Here is a 15369-nt window from a genome sequence, read left to right on the forward strand (position 1 = left end):
CTAGCCTCGTCGCGATGAGCGAGCCCAGCACGCCGACCTCCCCGTGGCCGGGTCGCACCCGACTGGCGGGGCGGTGGGCCGCCCGCCTCGCCCTCGCGCTCGGCGGCGCGCTCGTGGCCGTCCTGCTCCTCGCCCGCGTCTCGGCGCCGATCGGGCCGTTCGACGCCACCCTCGCCTTCCGCCCTGCGGCGGGCGGCGCCGAGGTCGCCGTCCCACCGCTGGGATCGCTCGCCGTCGACGTCTACGACGGCCCGCTCCGGCTGGACATCTCCCTGGAGCGGGTCGACCGGGAGCGGGTCGAGCTCCTCGCCACCGACCCCGTGCGGCTGGCCGGCGTCGTCGACCAGGTGACCGAGGACCTGAGGTCCGCCGTCGTCCGGCTGGTGTGGGTGACCGTGCTGGTCGCGCTCGGCGGCGCGGCGCTCACCTCGTGGGCGGTGCTGCGCCGCCGTCGGGAACCCCTGATCGCCGCGGGGCTCACCACGGTCCTGCTGGCCACCACGGGCGCCCTCGGAGCCGCCACCTGGCGCCCGGAGGCGCTGTCCCAGCCCACGTACACGGGCCTGCTCGTGAACGCCAACAGCCTGATCGGCAGCGCCGAGGACATCATCGCCCGGTTCGACGCCTACCGGGCCTCGCTGGAGGACCTGGTGGCCAACGTGGGCACCCTGTACTCGACGCTGGCCGCCCTGCCCGCGCCGACGGGTGGGATCGACTCGGTGGCGCTGCTGCACGTCTCCGACATCCACCTCAACCCGTCCGGCTTCGACCTCGTCCGCCAGGTGGTCGAGAAGTTCGACGTCGACGGCGTCCTCGACACCGGCGACCTCACCGACTGGGGCAGTGAGCCGGAGAACCGCCTGATCACCGCGGTGGGCGACATCGACGTCCCCTACGTCTACATCCGCGGCAACCACGACTCGGCGGTGACCGCCGCCATCCTCGCCGCCCAGCCCAACGTCACGGTGCTCGACGACTCCGCGGTCACCGTCGCGGGCATCCGCGTCGTCGGCACCCCCGATCCCCGCTTCACGCCCGACAAGAGCACCGGCGACGACGACGCCTCGCCCGACCTCCTGGAGGCGTCCGGCGAGGAACTGGCGGACTTCGTCCGGACGCTGCCGGAGCCGCCGGCGGTCGCGCTCGTGCACGACCCGAAGCAGGCCGCTCCCCTGGACGGCCTCGCCCCGTTGGTGCTCGCCGGGCACACCCACGAGCGGAAGATCGAGCGGCTGTCCGACGACACGCTGCTGATGGTGCAGGGCTCCACCGGCGGCGCCGGGCTGCGCGCACTGGAGGGCGAGTACCCCGAGCCCCTCACGTGCACCGTGCTCTACTTCGACCCGTCGACCGGGGCGTTGCAGGCCTACGACGAGATCACCCTGGGCGGGCTCGGGTCCACGGAGGTGACCGTGCAGCGTGTCCTCGTGTCGGCCGACGCGGGCGGCAGCGAAGCGGCGGTCGCTCCCGCCGAGGGCGGTGCCGCGACGCCCGGGACCCCGGGCCCCGGCACCGTCGACGGCGCGGTCGACCCGGCCTCCCCGCCGGGATGACCCCGTCCTCCTAGGGTGACGGCATGTCGTCGACGACCCGCACCCACCGGCTCGCCGGGGGACTGCTCGCCGCAGGCCTGTCGCTGGCCTCCCTCGCCGGGTGCAGCCTCTCCTCCGAGAACGTCTCCTGCTCGACCTCGTCGTGCACGGTGACCCTGTCCGACGCGGGAGCCGAGGCCGACATCTTCGGCACCACGGTCTCGTTCGGGGGCACGGAGGACGGCCGCGCCTCGCTCACCGTCGGCGGGACCAGCGTGTCCTGCGGTGAGGGCGAGAGCCTCAGCGCAGGTCCGCTGCAGGTCTCCTGCTCCAGCGTCACCGGGGACTCCGTCCAGCTGACGGCGACGCTGGGCTAACCGTGAGCCCGGCCGGGGACGGCCCACCGGCCGCTCTCGTTCAGCCCTCGTGGGTGACCTCGACGACCACCCGGGCCGGGTCCTCCAGCAGGTAGACGCGGAACGGCGCCTGCGTCCCGGTCCCGACGAACGCCGTCGTCGTGCCCTCGTACGTCGCCCCGAAGACGACCTCCTCGACGGCCCCGGTGCCCGTGCCCGTCAGCGGCCCGCCCGCGTACTCCTCGACACCCGTGTCGAAGGGGTAGCCGGCACCGGTGATCCGCACCTGCAGGACGGCGTTCCCGGCCACCTCCACCGGCCGGCCGCTGCCGGGGGCCGACGCCTCGTCGACGTACCGGACGTCCCAGCCGGGCACGCCGGTGCCACCGGTCTCGAAGACCAGCCGGTCGTGGCCCTCGTGCCCGCCGAGGCGCACGTCGCGCACGGTGACGCGGGCGTCGGCGGACGGATCGGCGGTCTCGGCCCCGGTGTCGCCGTCGGAGGGCGCCTGCGGCACGGAGGACCCCGACGCCTGCTCGACGCCCGCGCCGGAACCGTCCCCACCCTGAGCCGCGCAGCCGGAGAGGAGGAGCAGCGACGTCACGAGAGCGGGGACGACCACCGCGGAGCCAGTTCGCACGGGGACACCCTCGCACCCGGGGGACCCCCCGTCGGAGGAGGCGCGGCGGGCATGTATTGTTCTCGCTGCCCCCGGCGAACACGAGCCCCCATCGTCTAGCGGTCCAGGACGCCGCCCTTTCAAGGCGGTAGCACGGGTTCGAACCCCGTTGGGGGCACGCACGATCAGCAAGGCCCTGTAGCGCAGTTGGTTAGCGCGCCGCCCTGTCACGGCGGAGGTCGCGGGTTCGAGTCCCGTCAGGGTCGCTTCCCCGGGTGGAGACACCCGGGAGGGGCAGGTAGCTCAGTCGGTACGAGCGCTCGCCTGAAAAGCGAGAGGTCGGCGGTTCGACCCCGCCCCTGCCCACACTCTCTGGATCGGGCCCGGCATCCGCCGGGCCCGTTCGCGTTCCTCAGGCCCAGCCGCGGTCGGCGGCGACCTGCGCGTAGACGTCGGCGTGCACCTGCTGCACCGCGGCCCGCTGCTCGAGCCGCCATGCCCGGTCCGCCGGTCGCGGCATGGGCCGGGTGAGCGCCGCGCCGATCGCCGCGGCGAGCGAGACCCCGTCCAGGCCCCCGCACCGGTCGTGCCCGTAGAGCACGACCTCCGACCACTGGTCGCCGAACCAGCCGCAGCTGGGCGCCACCACACCGGTACCGACGTCGCGGCAGATCTCCAGGTCGCGGGAGTGGCTGCCGCACCGCTCGGCCACGACGGCCACGTGCAGCTGCTGCAGCTGGGCCGCCCGGTCAGCGGCGCGGTAGCGCACCAGTTCGAACTCACCGGCGTCGGCCAGCTCGGTGACGGCCGGGACCGGCACCGTCGTCTCGTCGACGAGGACGCGCAGCCGGCCGCCGCCCGACACCGCGCCCGACAGCGCCGCCCGCACCAGCCCGGTGGGATCGGGAACGGCCGGGGACGGCGGGCCCAGCAACACCCCCACGAGGCCGCGCTCGGCGCCCAGGTCGGGATCGGGGGTGACGATCGAAGGATGGGCGACGACGATCGCCGTCCGCCCGTACCTCCCGGCGATCTCGTCGGCCGCGCCGGGGGTGAGGGTCAGCACCACCTCGGCGGTCGCCAGCACCGCGGCCAGGTGCGCGTCGGACCGGGAGGCCAGGGCCTGGTGCGGGTCGCTCAGCTGGTGGACCGTGACCACGAGCGGGATGCCCAGCCGCTGCAGCTCCTCGGTCCAGACCTCCAGCTCCGCGGTGGCGAGGTCGGCGTGGCCGACGTGCAGGTGCACCACGTCGACGTCGCCGGCCTGCGCGGCCAGGTGAGCGACGTCCAGCCACGGGCTCGGCTCGCTCGCACGCCCCACCGGCATCACGCCGTCCGGGAGGACGGCGGTGACGTAGGGGTCGGCGCCCGGGATCGAGAGCACCCGCAGACCGGCCCACGGCATCGTGGGCAGCCCTGGGTGCCGGGTCTCTGCGTGGCTCACGCGGTGGTGCGTCTCCTCGTGCGGTCGAGTCCTGCGACAGCACGACGGTGCCGCTCGACGTCCTCAGGACCTGGCCGCGGGTCTCGAGCCGGTCCGGTCCGTCCTACCCCATGGCTGCCCGCCCCAACCGGTGATCAACTCCATCGGGTGAGGTGGCGCGTCCATCCTGTCACCGGTTCCGCGGATGTCCGAGCAGGCGTGCGGCGGCATAGGCGGGCTCCCGGAAGCGGGCCATCGGACCGTCGGCCGACAGGCCCGGGGGCGCATGGCGCACCGCGTCGAAGCGGACGGCCGGATCCAGCGGCTCCCGCGGCCCGGTGGTGCGCAGCCGCGCGAACGGTCGCCACTCCCCCAGCCCGACGGCCGCCGCGAGCGTGAAGGAGAGCGTCCCGTCCGCGGCCCCGGCGGCGACCGCACCGGGTTCGGTGGGCACCTCGGCGCGCTCGGGCAGGGCCGCCAGGCGCACCGGACCGGCGGCCGACCGGTAGGCCATGATCGAGCTGTGGGTCGCCGCCCCGTCGACACGGGGGACCGGCACCAGGCGGGTCAGCGGCCCCCGGCCGGTCGTCGAGAGCAGGAGATCCACGTGGCTGCCGCCCTCGGCGGGAAGCCGTATCGCCAGGCCCAGCACGTCGGGGAGCGGAGCCGGGAGCCCGGCCCCGCGGGAGAGCCGGACGAGTGCCGGATCGGTGCGCTGCTGGTCCAGCCACGGGACGCCGAACGGCGGCGTGCCGCCGCGCCGCTCCAGCACCGCGTCGAGGACGGCGCCCCGGGGATGGATGGGTCTGCCGCGCCACCGCGCCACGGCGCCCATCGGCACCGCCACCAGCCGACCGGCGGTCTCGGCCAGACTCCCCACGACGCCCCCCTCGGTCCCGCGACGGCGACTGCCTACCCCCTCCGGCGCACCGGCTATGCAGGCGGAACGCGGCCCGTTACCGTGGGCCGGGTCGGTCGCCGGAGCGAAGTCTGCGCATGTCGGCGGTGATCTTCAGAGACATCTGCCCGGCCGGTCCCGGTGACACGGAACAGTCCTCCCCCTACGCTGAGTACATGCTCTCGACGCTCCTGGTCATCGGCGGTGTGCTGGTCGGTCTTCTCGTGCTGCTGGCCGTGATCGTGAGCCTGAGTGCCCGCCCGGCGACGGTCACCCGCGGTACGCAGACGGGTCCCCGCACGCCGGCCTGGGCCGCCGACGCCGGCCGCCCGCATCCCGACGCGTGGTCGCCGGCGAACTCCACGACCACCAACGAGATGCCCGCCGTCCGCTGACCCGCAGACCCCAGGAGGTCCCGGCGGCTGCGACGGCGCGCCGCCGGGACCTCCTGGCCGTGGCCGCGCGGGCCGGTCACGGCTCAGCGACCGGCCATGAGCTCCGCGGCACGTTCCCCGACGAGCACGGCGCTGGCGGCCGGCCCACGGCTGGGCACCCGCGGCAGCACGGACGTGTCGGCCACGCGCAGCCCCTCGACGCCGCGCACGCGCAGCTCCTGGTCGACCACCGCCGACGGATCGCTCTCCGGCCCCATGCGCGCGGTACCGGCGAGGTGCACGGCGGTGGTCAGCCGCGCCGTGATCCAGCCGTCCAGCGCCGCGTCGTCGGCCAGGACGGCGCCGGTCAGGCCGCCCGCGGGCGTGCCGACGGACGCCAGCGCTGCGGTGCGCAGCAGCTCGGCGGTGAGCCGGACGCCCTCCCGCATCCGCCGTCGGTCGGCCTCCTCGGCCAGGTGCCGGTACTCGGCCACCGGCGGCCGTGCCGGGTCCCCGTCGGCCAGGACCAGCCGCCCCCGCCCCACGGTGCGCTGCAGCCCGACGCCGATCTCGACCGGCTCCCCGGCCGGCGCCGGCCGGCCGGTCATCACCTGGGCGAACGGCGCCAGCCAGGGCAGCACCTCCAGGTCGCCCGGCACCTCGGCGCCGTCCGAGGTGACGTGGAGGACACCGTGCAGCGGCGACCGTCCCGGGGCGGCCCCCGCGCCGTCGGCGGCGGAGAAGGGCACGTGGACCAGCGGGTGGTCGGTGCACCCCTCCCCCACACCCGGGGCGTCGACCAGCAGCTCGATGCCCGCGGCGCCCAGTGCGGCCGCGGGGCCGATACCGGAGAGCAGCAGCAGGTGCGCCGACCCGACGGCCCCGGCGGTGAGCACGACCTCGTCGGCCCGGACGTCCCCGGCCGTCGTCCGCACGCCCACCGCACGGCCCCGCTCGACCAGGACCCGGAGCACCTGCACGCCCCCGCGGACGGTCAGGCCGGGATGCACGCGACGCGGGGCCAGGTAGGCGTCGGCGGTGCTGATCCGCCGTCCGCCGACGACGTTGCGCGGCAGTGGGCCGTACCCCGGCGCGCCCCCGGCGTTCTTGTCCTGCTCGGCGGGCAGCCCCAGTTCCTCGGTCGCGCGGCCGAAGGCCTCGGCCAACGGCGGCCCCCCGGCCGGTCGCACCACTGGCACCGGCCCGTCGGCCCCGTGCCCGGGGCGGTCGCCGAAGTCGTGGTCGCTCTCCAGCCGCCGCAGCGCCGGGAGCAGGTTCTCCCACGACCACAGGTCGTTGCCCGCGGCGGCCCAGTCGGCGGCGTCGTCGGGGGTCGGCCGCACGAAGTAGCCCGCGTTGACGGCGCTCGAGCCACCGACCACCCGCCCGCGGGGCACGCGGATCGGGCGTCCGCCGGGGAGCAGACCGGGCAGGTCCCAGTTCGCCGGGTGCCCGCTCACCGCGGCCCGCAGGCTCGAGCCGTCCCGCAGCTCGGCGGGCGCCTCCCGGTGGTCGGCGCCGGCCTCCAGCAGGAGCACCCGCCGTCCGGCGTCGGCCAGCCGCGCGGCCAGCGGGCAGCCCGCCGTCCCGGCGCCGACGACGACGACGTCCCAGTGCTCAGCCATCCGGGAGCCCCAGCACCCCCGGCAGGTCCAGCCGCCGCACCTTGCCGGTGGAGGTGCGGGGCAGCTCGGCCACCGCGTGCAACGTCTTGGGCCGCTTGGCCGGCGCCAGCCGCTCCCGGGCCCAGCCGGCCAGCTCGACCGGATCGGCGTCGCCCACGAAGGCCCCGACCACCCGCTGACCCCAGTCGGCGTCGGGCACCCCGAACACGGCGCTCTCGACGACGCCCGAGTGGGCGTCGAGCACCGCCTCCACCTCGGCGGGGTAGACGTTGACCCCACCGGAGATCACCAGGTCCTCGCGGCGGCCGTCCAGCCACACCGTCCCGTCGTCGTCCACCCGGCCGAGATCGCCCACGGTGACCAGGTCGCCGCGCCAGGCCGCCGCCGTCTTCTCCGGTGCCCGCCAGTACTCGAACCGCGCCCAGCGGGGCACGGCGCACCACAGCTGCCCGCGCTCATCGGCCTCCAGCCGGCGGCCGGGGCGGGCGCGCCCGACGCTGCCCGGGTGCGCCCGCCAGTCGTCGGGCGAGCAGACGGTGAACTGGGCCTCCGTGCTGCCGTAGAACTCCCAGACGCTGCCCTCCGGCAGCGCCGCCAGGACGGCCCGCTTGAGCGGCTCGGGGCACGGCGCCCCGGCGTGCACCAGCCGCCGGAACGACGACCAGTCGACGTCGCCGTGCGCGAGGAGCCGCTGCAGGTGCGTGGGCACGCAGAACGTCGTCGTCGGGCGCAGCGTGGAGATGGTCCGGGCTGCCCGGCCGACGTCGAACGGGCCCGGCAGCACGACCTCGCCACCGGCCAGCAGGGTGTGGACGGCGAACCGCAGGGGGGCGCTGTGGTGCAGCGGCGAGAGGACGAGGTGCCGGTCCCGCGGGCCGAACGCCCACAGGTCGATCTCCTCGCGGGCCAGGGCGGCGGCGTCGTCCTCGGCCAGGACGCCGGACCACACGCCCTTCCGCCGGCCGGTGGTGCCCGACGTGTAGTGCATGGGGCGGGCGAGGGGGACGGGGGCCAGCTCTGCCTCGGCCTCCCCGAGCAGGCGGGCCGGGTCGTCGCCGGCGTCCAGCGCCGGGTCGGCGTCCGCGGCCAGGGCGGCGCGCTCGGCCGACGGCAGCGCCGGATCCAGCACGACCGGGACGATGCCCGTGCGCAGCGCGCCCAGGACGACCGCCAGCAGCGCGGGCGAGGCGGCCGCGGAGACCAGGACCCGTTCGCCGGGCCGCAGACCCGCGGCGGCCAGCGACGCGGCGGCCCGGCGCTGGTCGCGTTCGCTGTCGGCGGCGCGGACGATCGGCGGAGCGCTCACGCCGGGCGCACCCCACCGTCGTCGTCCAGCTCGACGCGCCCCTCGGCGGCCAGCTTGGCCAGCGTCGCCCGGGTGGACTGCGCCGCGGCGGGCCACAGCTCGCGGGGCACCTGGGCGTAGACGGCCGCGACCAGCTCGTCGACGCTCCGGGCGCCGTCCGCCAGCGCATCGAGCAGCTGCCGCTCCCGGTAGGCGCGGTGCGCCAGGTAGAACTCCAGCACCGCGCCCGGATCCTCGGTCAGCGCGGGGCCGTGGCCGGGGTAGAGGGCGCTCGGTCCCAGCGCGTGCACCCGCCGGAGCGACTCCAGGTAGGCGAGGACGTCGCCCTCGGGGTGGGTGACGACCGACGTCCCGCGGCCGAGGACGTGGTCGCCGACCAGGACCGCACCGGACTCCACGCGGAAGGCCAGGTGGTCGGCCGTGTGGCCGGGGGTGGGAACGACGTCGATCACCGTCCCGGCCAGGCGCAGCCGTTCCCCCGGCTGCAGGACCCGCCCACCCGGACCGGCCACCGCCGGCGCCGCCGCGGCGACGACGGCACCGAACCGCGTCCCCCACGGGAGGGCGGCCTCGGCGTGGTCGCCGTGGTGGTGGGTGACGAGGACCGCGACGCACCGGGCGTCGCGGCCGGCCAGCGCGGCCTCGACCGCCGCCAGGTGCGCCGGCTCGTCGGGGCCGGGGTCCACGACGACCGCCTGCCCGCTGCCCGGTGCGCCCACGAGGTAGGTGTTGGTGCCGTCGAGCGTCATGGGCGAGGGGTTGGCGGCCAGCACGCGGCTGACCAAGGGCTCCAGGTCGGCCGTCCTCGGCAGGGCACCGGGCGGCGGCAGGAGCCACGAGCCCCGGGGATCGATCGGTACGGTCACGACCGCACGCTAGCCGCGCGGCCCCCACGATGCGCACCAGGCGACTACCCTGCGGCCATGCGCCGATCTCTCCTCCGCTGCGGGATCCTGCCCGCGGCCGCCGCCCTGGCCGTGCTCACCGGCTGCACCTCCGACGAACCGGACATCACCGGGTCCGAGGAGACCACCGCCGCCGAGACCACCAGCGGGTCCGGCACGGAGACGGAGACCGAGACCGAGACCGGAGCCGCCGCCGACGAGGAGTTCTGCACGGCGGCGAGCACCATCCAGGAGCGCATCGCCGGGAGCGCCTCCGCCAACCCCGCCGACCTGCCGCAGACCTTCCGCGACGCGGCGGAGGAGATCCGGTCCATCGAGGCGCCCCCCGAGCTCGCCCCCGACTGGACCGCCCTCGCCGACGGTGTCGAGCAGTTCGCCGCGACGCTGCAGGACATCGACCTGACCGACCCGAACGCGCTGGCCACCCTGGAGCAGCAGCTCGCGCCGCTGGAGCAGGAGCTCACCCAGGCCTCGGCCAACGTGGAGACCTACCTGGCCGAGGAGTGCGGCATCGGCACGACCGAGGAGAGCACGCCCACGAGCTGAGCTCCGGCGCCCCGAGCGGCTGCGGCCCGCCACCGATCCCCGAGGTGGCGGGCCGCAGGCCTGTCCGGACGGATCAGCAGCGCTCCATCGGGACGCCGCGGGCCCGCAGCCACGGCACCGGGTCCACCTGACCGCTGTGCCGGGCGCCGTTCGGGTGCACCTCGAAGTGCAGGTGCGGGCCGGTGGACTGGCCGCGGTTGCCGACCTCGGCGATGACCTCCCCGACGGTGACCCGGTCCCCGGTGCGCACGAACTCCTCGTTCACGTGGCCGTACACGGTCATGGCCCCGTCGTCGCCGAGGATGTAGAGCGCCAGCCCGAAGCCGTTGGCGTACCCGTGGCGGACGACCCGGCCGGACGTGGCCGCGTAGACCGGGGTGCCCACCGGTGCCGCGATGTCCACGCCGCCGTGCAGGGCGCCCCAGCGGAAGCCGTAGCAGCTGCTGATCCGGCCCGACGTCGGCCGCACGTAGCCGGCCCCGCTCACCGCATTCCGGTCGCCCCCGTCGGAGCCGCCGCCGCCACCGGAGCTGCCGCCGCCACCGGAGCTGCCGCCGCCACCGGAGTTCTCCCGCGCGCGGGCGGCCGCCTCGGCCGCCTCCCGGGCGGCGCGTTCGGCAGCGGCCGCTGCGGCGGCCTCCTCGGCCCGCTTCTGCGCCTCCCACTGCTGGTAGGCGTTGCGCGCCCCCTGCAGCTCCAGCAGGCGGATCTGGGCGGCCTGCAGCTGCTGCTCGTGCTCTGCCTTCTGCGCGAGGACCTGCTCGTAGGCCGACTGCTGCGCGGCGAGCTGCGCATCGGCGGCCTCCTTGGCCGCCTCCGCCGCGTCCTCCGCCGCCGCCCGCTCGTCGCGGGCGGCGCGGGCGGTGGAGTCGGCGTTCGCCTGCCGGATGCGGGCGACCTCCAGCTCCCCGAGCACGTCGAGCTGGTTGCTGGCCACGTAGTCGAGGATGGCGGCGCGCTGGATGAGCTCACCGGGGCCCGCGGAGTCGAGGAGGGCGGCCGAGCTGGTCAGCGACGAGCCGTTCATGTAGCTGTCCCGGGAGAACAGCGCGATCCGCGCCTCCGCGGCGGCGACCTGGTCCGCGGCGGCCCGCAGCTCGGCGGCGGCGACGTCCGCCGCCTGCTGGGCGAGCAGCAGCGCCTCCTCGGCCGCGAGGTAGGCGGTGCCGGCGGCCTCGGCCTGATGGGCGACCCGCTCGAGCTCGGACTCCGAGGCGGCGACGAGCGCGGCGATGCGCCCGACCTCGGCCGCGGCGGCGGCCTGGGCGCCCTGCGCCTCCCCGAGCTGGGTGTCGCTCGGGTTGACCGGCGGGCCGGGGACGGCGACGGCGGAGGTGGCCGTGGTGATCAGCGCTGCGCCGACCACGGCTCCGACGAGGACGGTGCGCAGGGACCGGGCCGGGCGGCCGTGCGCGTTCCGGCGGTGGCCGGATAGCGGGCCGGCCGGTCCGGTCGGACGGCGCTGGGGCATGTGCTCGCTCCCTGGGGAAGAGGGTGAGGCGGTCTGGCCCACGCACCGTCCCACTGTCACCGGGAGTCACAAAGGCAACACGCAGGACTTGTGGCGCGCCGCGTCAAGAACGATCGGTGACCGCTCCGTGGCTGTCGGTATGTCGATACCGATGGCAGCCTGCACCCTCCGGGCGGCCTCGCGCTAGCTCCCCGGCCGCTCCAGTTCGTGGCCGAGCGCCTCCAGCTCGGCACCCCCGGCCATCAGGCGGGTCAGCTCGTCCCGGCTGATGTCGGCCTTGGCGAACTCGCCCATGCTCCGGCCCCGGTTCAGCACGAGGAACCGGTCGCCCACCGGGTGGGCGTGGTGCGGGTTGTGCGTGATCAGTACGACGCCGACGCCGCGGTCCCGCGCCTGGGCGACGTACCGCAGCACGACGCCCGCCTGCTTGACCCCCAGCGCCGAGGTCGGCTCGTCCAGGATGAGCAGCCGCGCCCCGAAGTGCACCGCCCGGGCGATCGCCACCGACTGCCGCTCCCCGCCGGAGAGCGTGCCCACCGGCTGGTCCGGGTCCCGGACGTCGATGCCCATGGCCGCCAGCTCCCGTCGGGTGGTCTCCCTGGCCCGGGCGACGTCGAACCGGCGGAACGGACCCACGCCGCGGGTGGGTTCCGCGCCGAGGAAGAAGTTCCGCCAGATGGACATGAGCGGGATCATCGCGAGGTCCTGGTAGACGGTGGCGATGCCGGCGTCGAGCGCCTCGCGCGGCGATCCGAACGCCGCCGGCCGCCCGTCGAGGAGCACCTCCCCGCGGTCGGGCCGGTGGACGCCGGCCAGGATCTTGATCAGCGTCGACTTCCCGGCACCGTTGTCCCCCAGGACGCAGGTGACCTCGCCGGCGCGCACGGTGCTGCTCACGCCGTCCAGCGCGATCACCGACCCGTAGTCCTTGCCGACGTCGCGCAGCTCGAGCAGCGGCGGCCGGGCCGGGTCCGTGCGCGGCGCAGTCATCGCCGGGCCGCCTCGGCGTAGCGCCGGACCAGCCGGTTGGCCAGCACGGCGAGCAGCAGCATCGCGCCCAGGAAGAAGTAGAACCAGTCGGCGTCCCAGCGCAGGTACGGGATGCCGAGCTGCGTCATCCCGAAGATCAGCGCGCCCAGCGCCGCACCGACCGCCGACCCGAACCCGCCGGTCAGCAGACAGCCCCCGATGACCGCGGCGACGATGTAGATGAGCTCCTGGCCTATGCCGGTGTTCGCCTGCACCGAGGTCAGGCGCACGGCGAGCGTCGTGCCGACGAACCAGGCCGCCGCCGCCGTCGTCATGAACAGCGCGATCGTGGTGCGCCGCGCCGGCACGCCCACGTTGCGGGCGGCCATCTCGTCGCCGCCGGTGGCGAACACCCAGTTGCCGAAGCGGGTGCGCAGCAGCACCCAGGTGGCCAGCGCCGTGAACAGCAGCCACCAGAGCACCGCGACGCGGATCTCGGCGCCGAGGATCTCCACGCGCGAGGCGAACACCCACTCGGCGGTGGCGTAGCCCGGCACGTCGTCGATGCCGCCCACGGTGACCGTGTCGGTGAACAGCTTGGTCAGGCCCAGGTTCAGCCCCTGCAGCATCAGGAACGTGCCGAGCGTGACGATGAAGCTGGGCAGCCGGGTGCGGGTGACCAGCCAGCCGTTGCCGAAACCGATCGCCAGCGCGACCACCAGCGCGATCCCGATGGCCACCCACAGGTTCTGACGGAACTCCACGGCGACGATGCCCACCGTGAGCGCCGTCGTGCCGGTCATGACCCCGGCCGACAGGTCGAAGTGCCCACCGATCATGAGCAGCGCGACGGCGACCGCCATGATCCCCAGCGTCGAGGCCGGGTCCAGCCAGTTGGCGATGCCCCTCGGCGAACGGAAGGCCGGCGACTGCACCGCGAAGAAGACGAACACCACCACCGCGCCCACCAGCGCGCCCAGCTCCGGCCGGGCCAGCAGCCGGCGCAGCGGCCCGGGAGGGCTCAGCCGCTCGTCGGCCCGCGGACCCGCCGGTGCGGCGGCCTCCCGGGTGCTCAGCGGGTGCCGGCCGAGGCCAGGTCGGCGATCGCGTCGACGTTGTCCGCGTCCACGATCCCGGGCCCGGTCAGCACCGGCTGCCCCCCGCCGACCGTGTTCAGGTTCTCGGCGTACAGCTTGAGCATCACGACCGGCAGGTAGCCCTGCGTGTACTGCTGCTGGTCGACGGCGAAGGCGATGTCGCCGTCCTGGATGCCGCTGATGACGTCCTCGTTCAGGTCGAAGGTGGCCACCTGCGCGTCCGACCCGGCATCCGCCGCGGCCTCCACGGCCACGCCCGCGACCGCCGAGTTGAGCGTGAGCACCGCGTCGATGCCCGTCGTGCCCTGCAGCTGCGAGGTGATCGCCGACTGGGCGCCGGTGAGGTCGTTGATGTCGACCTGGAGCGTGTCGAACGAGCCGCCGAAGCCCTCGTCCGCGCCGGAGCAACGCTGCTCGAGGCCCACGTTGCCGGGCTCGTGGATCACGCACAGCACGCTGGTGGCGCCCTCCTCGGCGAGCCGCCGACCGGCGCCCAGCCCCGCGATCCGCTCGTCCTGGCCGACGTGGCCGATGGCGCCGAACTCCGTCGACCGCTCACCGCCGGAGTTGATGGTGACCACGCCGATCCCCGCCCCGACCGCCGCCTCGATCGACTCCTGGAGCGCATCGGGGTTGGCCATCGAGACCACGAGGCCGTCCACGCCGCGGTTGACCGCGGCCTCGATGAGCTGCGCCTGCCGCTGCGGGTCGCCGTCGCTCTGGTAGTCGACCTCGATGCCGAGGTCCTCACCGGCCGCCACGGCGCCGTTCTGGACTACATCCCAGAAGGCGTCACCGGCGGAGCCGTGCGTGACGACCGCGACGGCGAGGTCACCACCACCGGCGTCACCCCCGCTGCCGGCCTGGCCGGAGCCGTCCTCGCTCGAGTCCGTGGTGCAGGCCGAGAGGAGCAGGGGCCCGGCCAGGGCCAGTGCCAGCAGTCGCTTGGGTGCGGCCATCGAGAGTCCTCCTGTGCTCGCGGGCCCGGGCCCACGCCATCGTTCCGACCCAGGATCATGCTCCTCCGCCCCGGCGACCGGTCCGCCGGAGGCGCCGGCGCGGCTGGGAGCCTCCTCCGACCGGGCGACGGCCGCCGGGCGATCTAGGCTCCTGGCGTGGACGTCCTGGGTTCCGGTCATGAGCAGGTCGTGTTCTGCAGCGACCCCGAGTCGGGGTTGCGGGCGGTCATCGCCATCCACTCCACGGCCCTGGGGCCGGCGCTGGGGGGCACGCGGTTCTATCCCTACGCCGGCGAGGAGGCCGCCGTCGCCGACGCGCTGCGACTCTCGGCCGCCATGTCGTACAAGAACAGCCTCGCCGGACTGGACCTCGGCGGCGGGAAGGCCGTGATCATCGGCGACCCACGCACTGACAAGACCGAGGCGCTGCTGCGCGCATACGGCCGGTTCGTCGAGTCGCTGGGTGGCCGGTACCTCACCGCGTGCGACGTCGGGACGTTCAACGCCGACCTCGACGTGGTCGCCCGGGAGACCCGGTTCGCGCACGGCCGGTCGGAGGCCTACGGCGGGTGCGGCGACTCCTCCGTGCTGACCGCCTACGGCGTCTTCCAGGGCATGCGGGCGGCCGCCCAGCACTGCTGGGGCTCGCCGTCGCTCGCCGGGCGCACGGTGGCCGTGGCGGGTGTGGGCAAGGTCGGCTCGTGGCTGGTGGGCCACCTGGTGGACGACGGCGCCGACGTCGTCGTCACCGACGTGGATCCGGGCGCCGTGGAGCGCCTGCGAGCCCGGCACCCCGCCGTGCGCGCCGTCCCGGACACCGCCGCGCTGGTGCGCACCCCGCACGACGTCTACGCGCCGTGCGCACTGGGCGGCGCCCTCGACGAGGAGACGGTCTCGGTCCTGCCCGCGCGGGTGGTCTGCGGCGGGGCGAACAACCAGCTGGCCACCCCGGAGATGGCCGAGCGGCTCCGCGCCCGGGAGATCCTCTACGCCCCGGACTTCCTGGTGAACGCCGGCGGCGTGATCCAGGTCGAGGACGAGCGGCACGGCTTCTCCTTCGCCCGTGCTCAGGCCAAGGCCTCGGGCATCCACGACGTCGCCCTGCGGGTGTTCGCGCTCGCCGACGCCGAGGGGATCTCCCCCGCCGTGGCGGCCGAGCGGCTGGCCGAGGAGCGGATCCGATCGGTCGGCCGACTGGCCACGATCCGGCTGCCCCGCTGACCCGGCGCGGCGCGCGCACCACCCGGAGGGGGAGGGCGTGTGCCCGCCGCCGATCCGTGTCGTAATGT

The 15369-nt window shown here is 75.4% G+C and carries 15 protein-coding genes and 3 tRNA genes; 8 read left to right on the forward strand and 10 right to left on the reverse strand.

Annotation, left to right across the window (positions count from 1 at the left end):
* Positions 1 to 14: 14 nt before the first annotated feature.
* Positions 15 to 1553 carry a metallophosphoesterase gene (locus ABDB74_RS18975; RefSeq protein WP_346620334.1) on the forward strand — a complete coding sequence of 513 codons (1539 nt, stop codon included), beginning with the start codon at positions 15 to 17 and terminating at the stop codon, positions 1551 to 1553.
* Between the two features lie 23 nt (positions 1554 to 1576).
* On the forward strand, positions 1577 to 1909 hold the full coding sequence (locus ABDB74_RS18980) for a hypothetical protein (RefSeq protein WP_346620336.1): 333 nt from the start codon (positions 1577 to 1579) through the stop codon (positions 1907 to 1909).
* A gap of 40 nt (positions 1910 to 1949) precedes the next feature.
* Here the strand turns inward: ABDB74_RS18980 and ABDB74_RS18985 are convergent, their stop codons facing one another.
* Entirely contained in the window at positions 1950 to 2528 is a 579-nt protein-coding gene (locus ABDB74_RS18985) for a hypothetical protein (RefSeq protein WP_346620337.1), read from the reverse strand.
* Positions 2529 to 2612: 84 nt separating this feature from the next.
* Here ABDB74_RS18985 and ABDB74_RS18990 point away from each other — a divergent pair.
* From ABDB74_RS18990 to ABDB74_RS19000, 3 genes are all read left to right on the forward strand, one after another.
* Positions 2613 to 2685 (forward strand) — tRNA-Glu (locus ABDB74_RS18990).
* Between the two features lie 14 nt (positions 2686 to 2699).
* Positions 2700 to 2773: transfer RNA gene (locus ABDB74_RS18995), tRNA-Asp, on the forward strand.
* A 26-nt stretch (positions 2774 to 2799) separates the two neighbouring features.
* A tRNA-Phe gene (locus ABDB74_RS19000) sits at positions 2800 to 2873 on the forward strand.
* 46 nt (positions 2874 to 2919) lie between these two features.
* On the opposite strand, the gene ABDB74_RS19005 is transcribed toward ABDB74_RS19000, so the two are convergent.
* Together ABDB74_RS19005 and ABDB74_RS19010 are read right to left on the reverse strand one after the other, a co-directional pair.
* Positions 2920 to 3951: a glycosyltransferase gene (locus tag ABDB74_RS19005; protein ID WP_346620339.1), complete on the reverse strand. Its 1032-nt coding sequence runs from the start codon at positions 3949 to 3951 to the stop codon at positions 2920 to 2922.
* A 169-nt stretch (positions 3952 to 4120) separates the two neighbouring features.
* Positions 4121 to 4810: a phosphodiesterase gene (locus ABDB74_RS19010; RefSeq protein ID WP_346620340.1), complete on the reverse strand. Its 690-nt coding sequence runs from the start codon at positions 4808 to 4810 to the stop codon at positions 4121 to 4123.
* 194 nt (positions 4811 to 5004) lie between these two features.
* Between ABDB74_RS19010 and ABDB74_RS19015 the strand changes: the two genes are divergently transcribed.
* Positions 5005 to 5223, forward strand: coding sequence for a hypothetical protein (locus ABDB74_RS19015; RefSeq protein ID WP_346620342.1), 219 nt, complete (start codon positions 5005 to 5007; stop codon positions 5221 to 5223).
* 83 nt (positions 5224 to 5306) lie between these two features.
* Here the strand turns inward: ABDB74_RS19015 and mftG are convergent, their stop codons facing one another.
* Genes mftG through ABDB74_RS19030 form a run of 3 tightly spaced genes read right to left on the reverse strand, consistent with a single transcriptional unit; the run spans position 5307 to position 8999 of the window.
* Entirely contained in the window at positions 5307 to 6827 is a 1521-nt protein-coding gene (gene mftG / locus ABDB74_RS19020; RefSeq protein WP_346620344.1) for a mycofactocin system GMC family oxidoreductase MftG, read from the reverse strand.
* Positions 6820 to 8133, reverse strand: coding sequence for an AMP-binding protein (locus ABDB74_RS19025; protein ID WP_346620346.1), 1314 nt, complete (start codon positions 8131 to 8133; stop codon positions 6820 to 6822). Before ABDB74_RS19025 ends, mftG begins: the two co-directional genes overlap by 8 nt.
* Positions 8130 to 8999, reverse strand: a complete 870-nt coding sequence (locus tag ABDB74_RS19030) for an MBL fold metallo-hydrolase (protein WP_346620347.1) — start codon at positions 8997 to 8999, stop codon at positions 8130 to 8132. Before ABDB74_RS19030 ends, ABDB74_RS19025 begins: the two co-directional genes overlap by 4 nt.
* Positions 9000 to 9056: 57 nt before the next feature.
* Here ABDB74_RS19030 and ABDB74_RS19035 point away from each other — a divergent pair, with 57 nt between their 5' ends.
* Entirely contained in the window at positions 9057 to 9584 is a 528-nt protein-coding gene (locus ABDB74_RS19035; RefSeq protein ID WP_346620348.1) for a hypothetical protein, read from the forward strand.
* A gap of 73 nt (positions 9585 to 9657) precedes the next feature.
* Here ABDB74_RS19035 and ABDB74_RS19040 read toward each other — a convergent pair whose 3' ends face one another.
* From ABDB74_RS19040 to ABDB74_RS19055, 4 genes are all read right to left on the reverse strand, one after another.
* Complete coding sequence (locus ABDB74_RS19040) at positions 9658 to 11055, reverse strand: M23 family metallopeptidase (RefSeq protein ID WP_346620349.1); 1398 nt, start codon at positions 11053 to 11055, stop codon at positions 9658 to 9660.
* 183 nt (positions 11056 to 11238) lie between these two features.
* On the reverse strand, positions 11239 to 12045 hold the full coding sequence (locus ABDB74_RS19045; protein WP_346620350.1) for an ATP-binding cassette domain-containing protein: 807 nt from the start codon (positions 12043 to 12045) through the stop codon (positions 11239 to 11241).
* Positions 12042 to 12992, reverse strand: coding sequence for an ABC transporter permease (locus ABDB74_RS19050; protein ID WP_346620352.1), 951 nt, complete (start codon positions 12990 to 12992; stop codon positions 12042 to 12044). Before ABDB74_RS19050 ends, ABDB74_RS19045 begins: the two co-directional genes overlap by 4 nt.
* 104 nt (positions 12993 to 13096) lie before the next feature.
* Positions 13097 to 14080: a sugar ABC transporter substrate-binding protein gene (locus ABDB74_RS19055; RefSeq protein WP_346620353.1), complete on the reverse strand. Its 984-nt coding sequence runs from the start codon at positions 14078 to 14080 to the stop codon at positions 13097 to 13099.
* A gap of 156 nt (positions 14081 to 14236) precedes the next feature.
* Here ABDB74_RS19055 and ABDB74_RS19060 point away from each other — a divergent pair, with 156 nt between their 5' ends.
* Positions 14237 to 15301, forward strand: a complete 1065-nt coding sequence (locus ABDB74_RS19060) for a Glu/Leu/Phe/Val dehydrogenase dimerization domain-containing protein (RefSeq protein ID WP_346620354.1) — start codon at positions 14237 to 14239, stop codon at positions 15299 to 15301.
* Positions 15302 to 15369: the final 68 nt, after the last annotated feature.

It is taken from the genome of Blastococcus sp. HT6-4, from assembly GCF_039679125.1.
In the GTDB taxonomy this organism is placed as follows: Bacteria; Actinomycetota; Actinomycetes; order Mycobacteriales; family Geodermatophilaceae; genus Blastococcus; species Blastococcus montanus.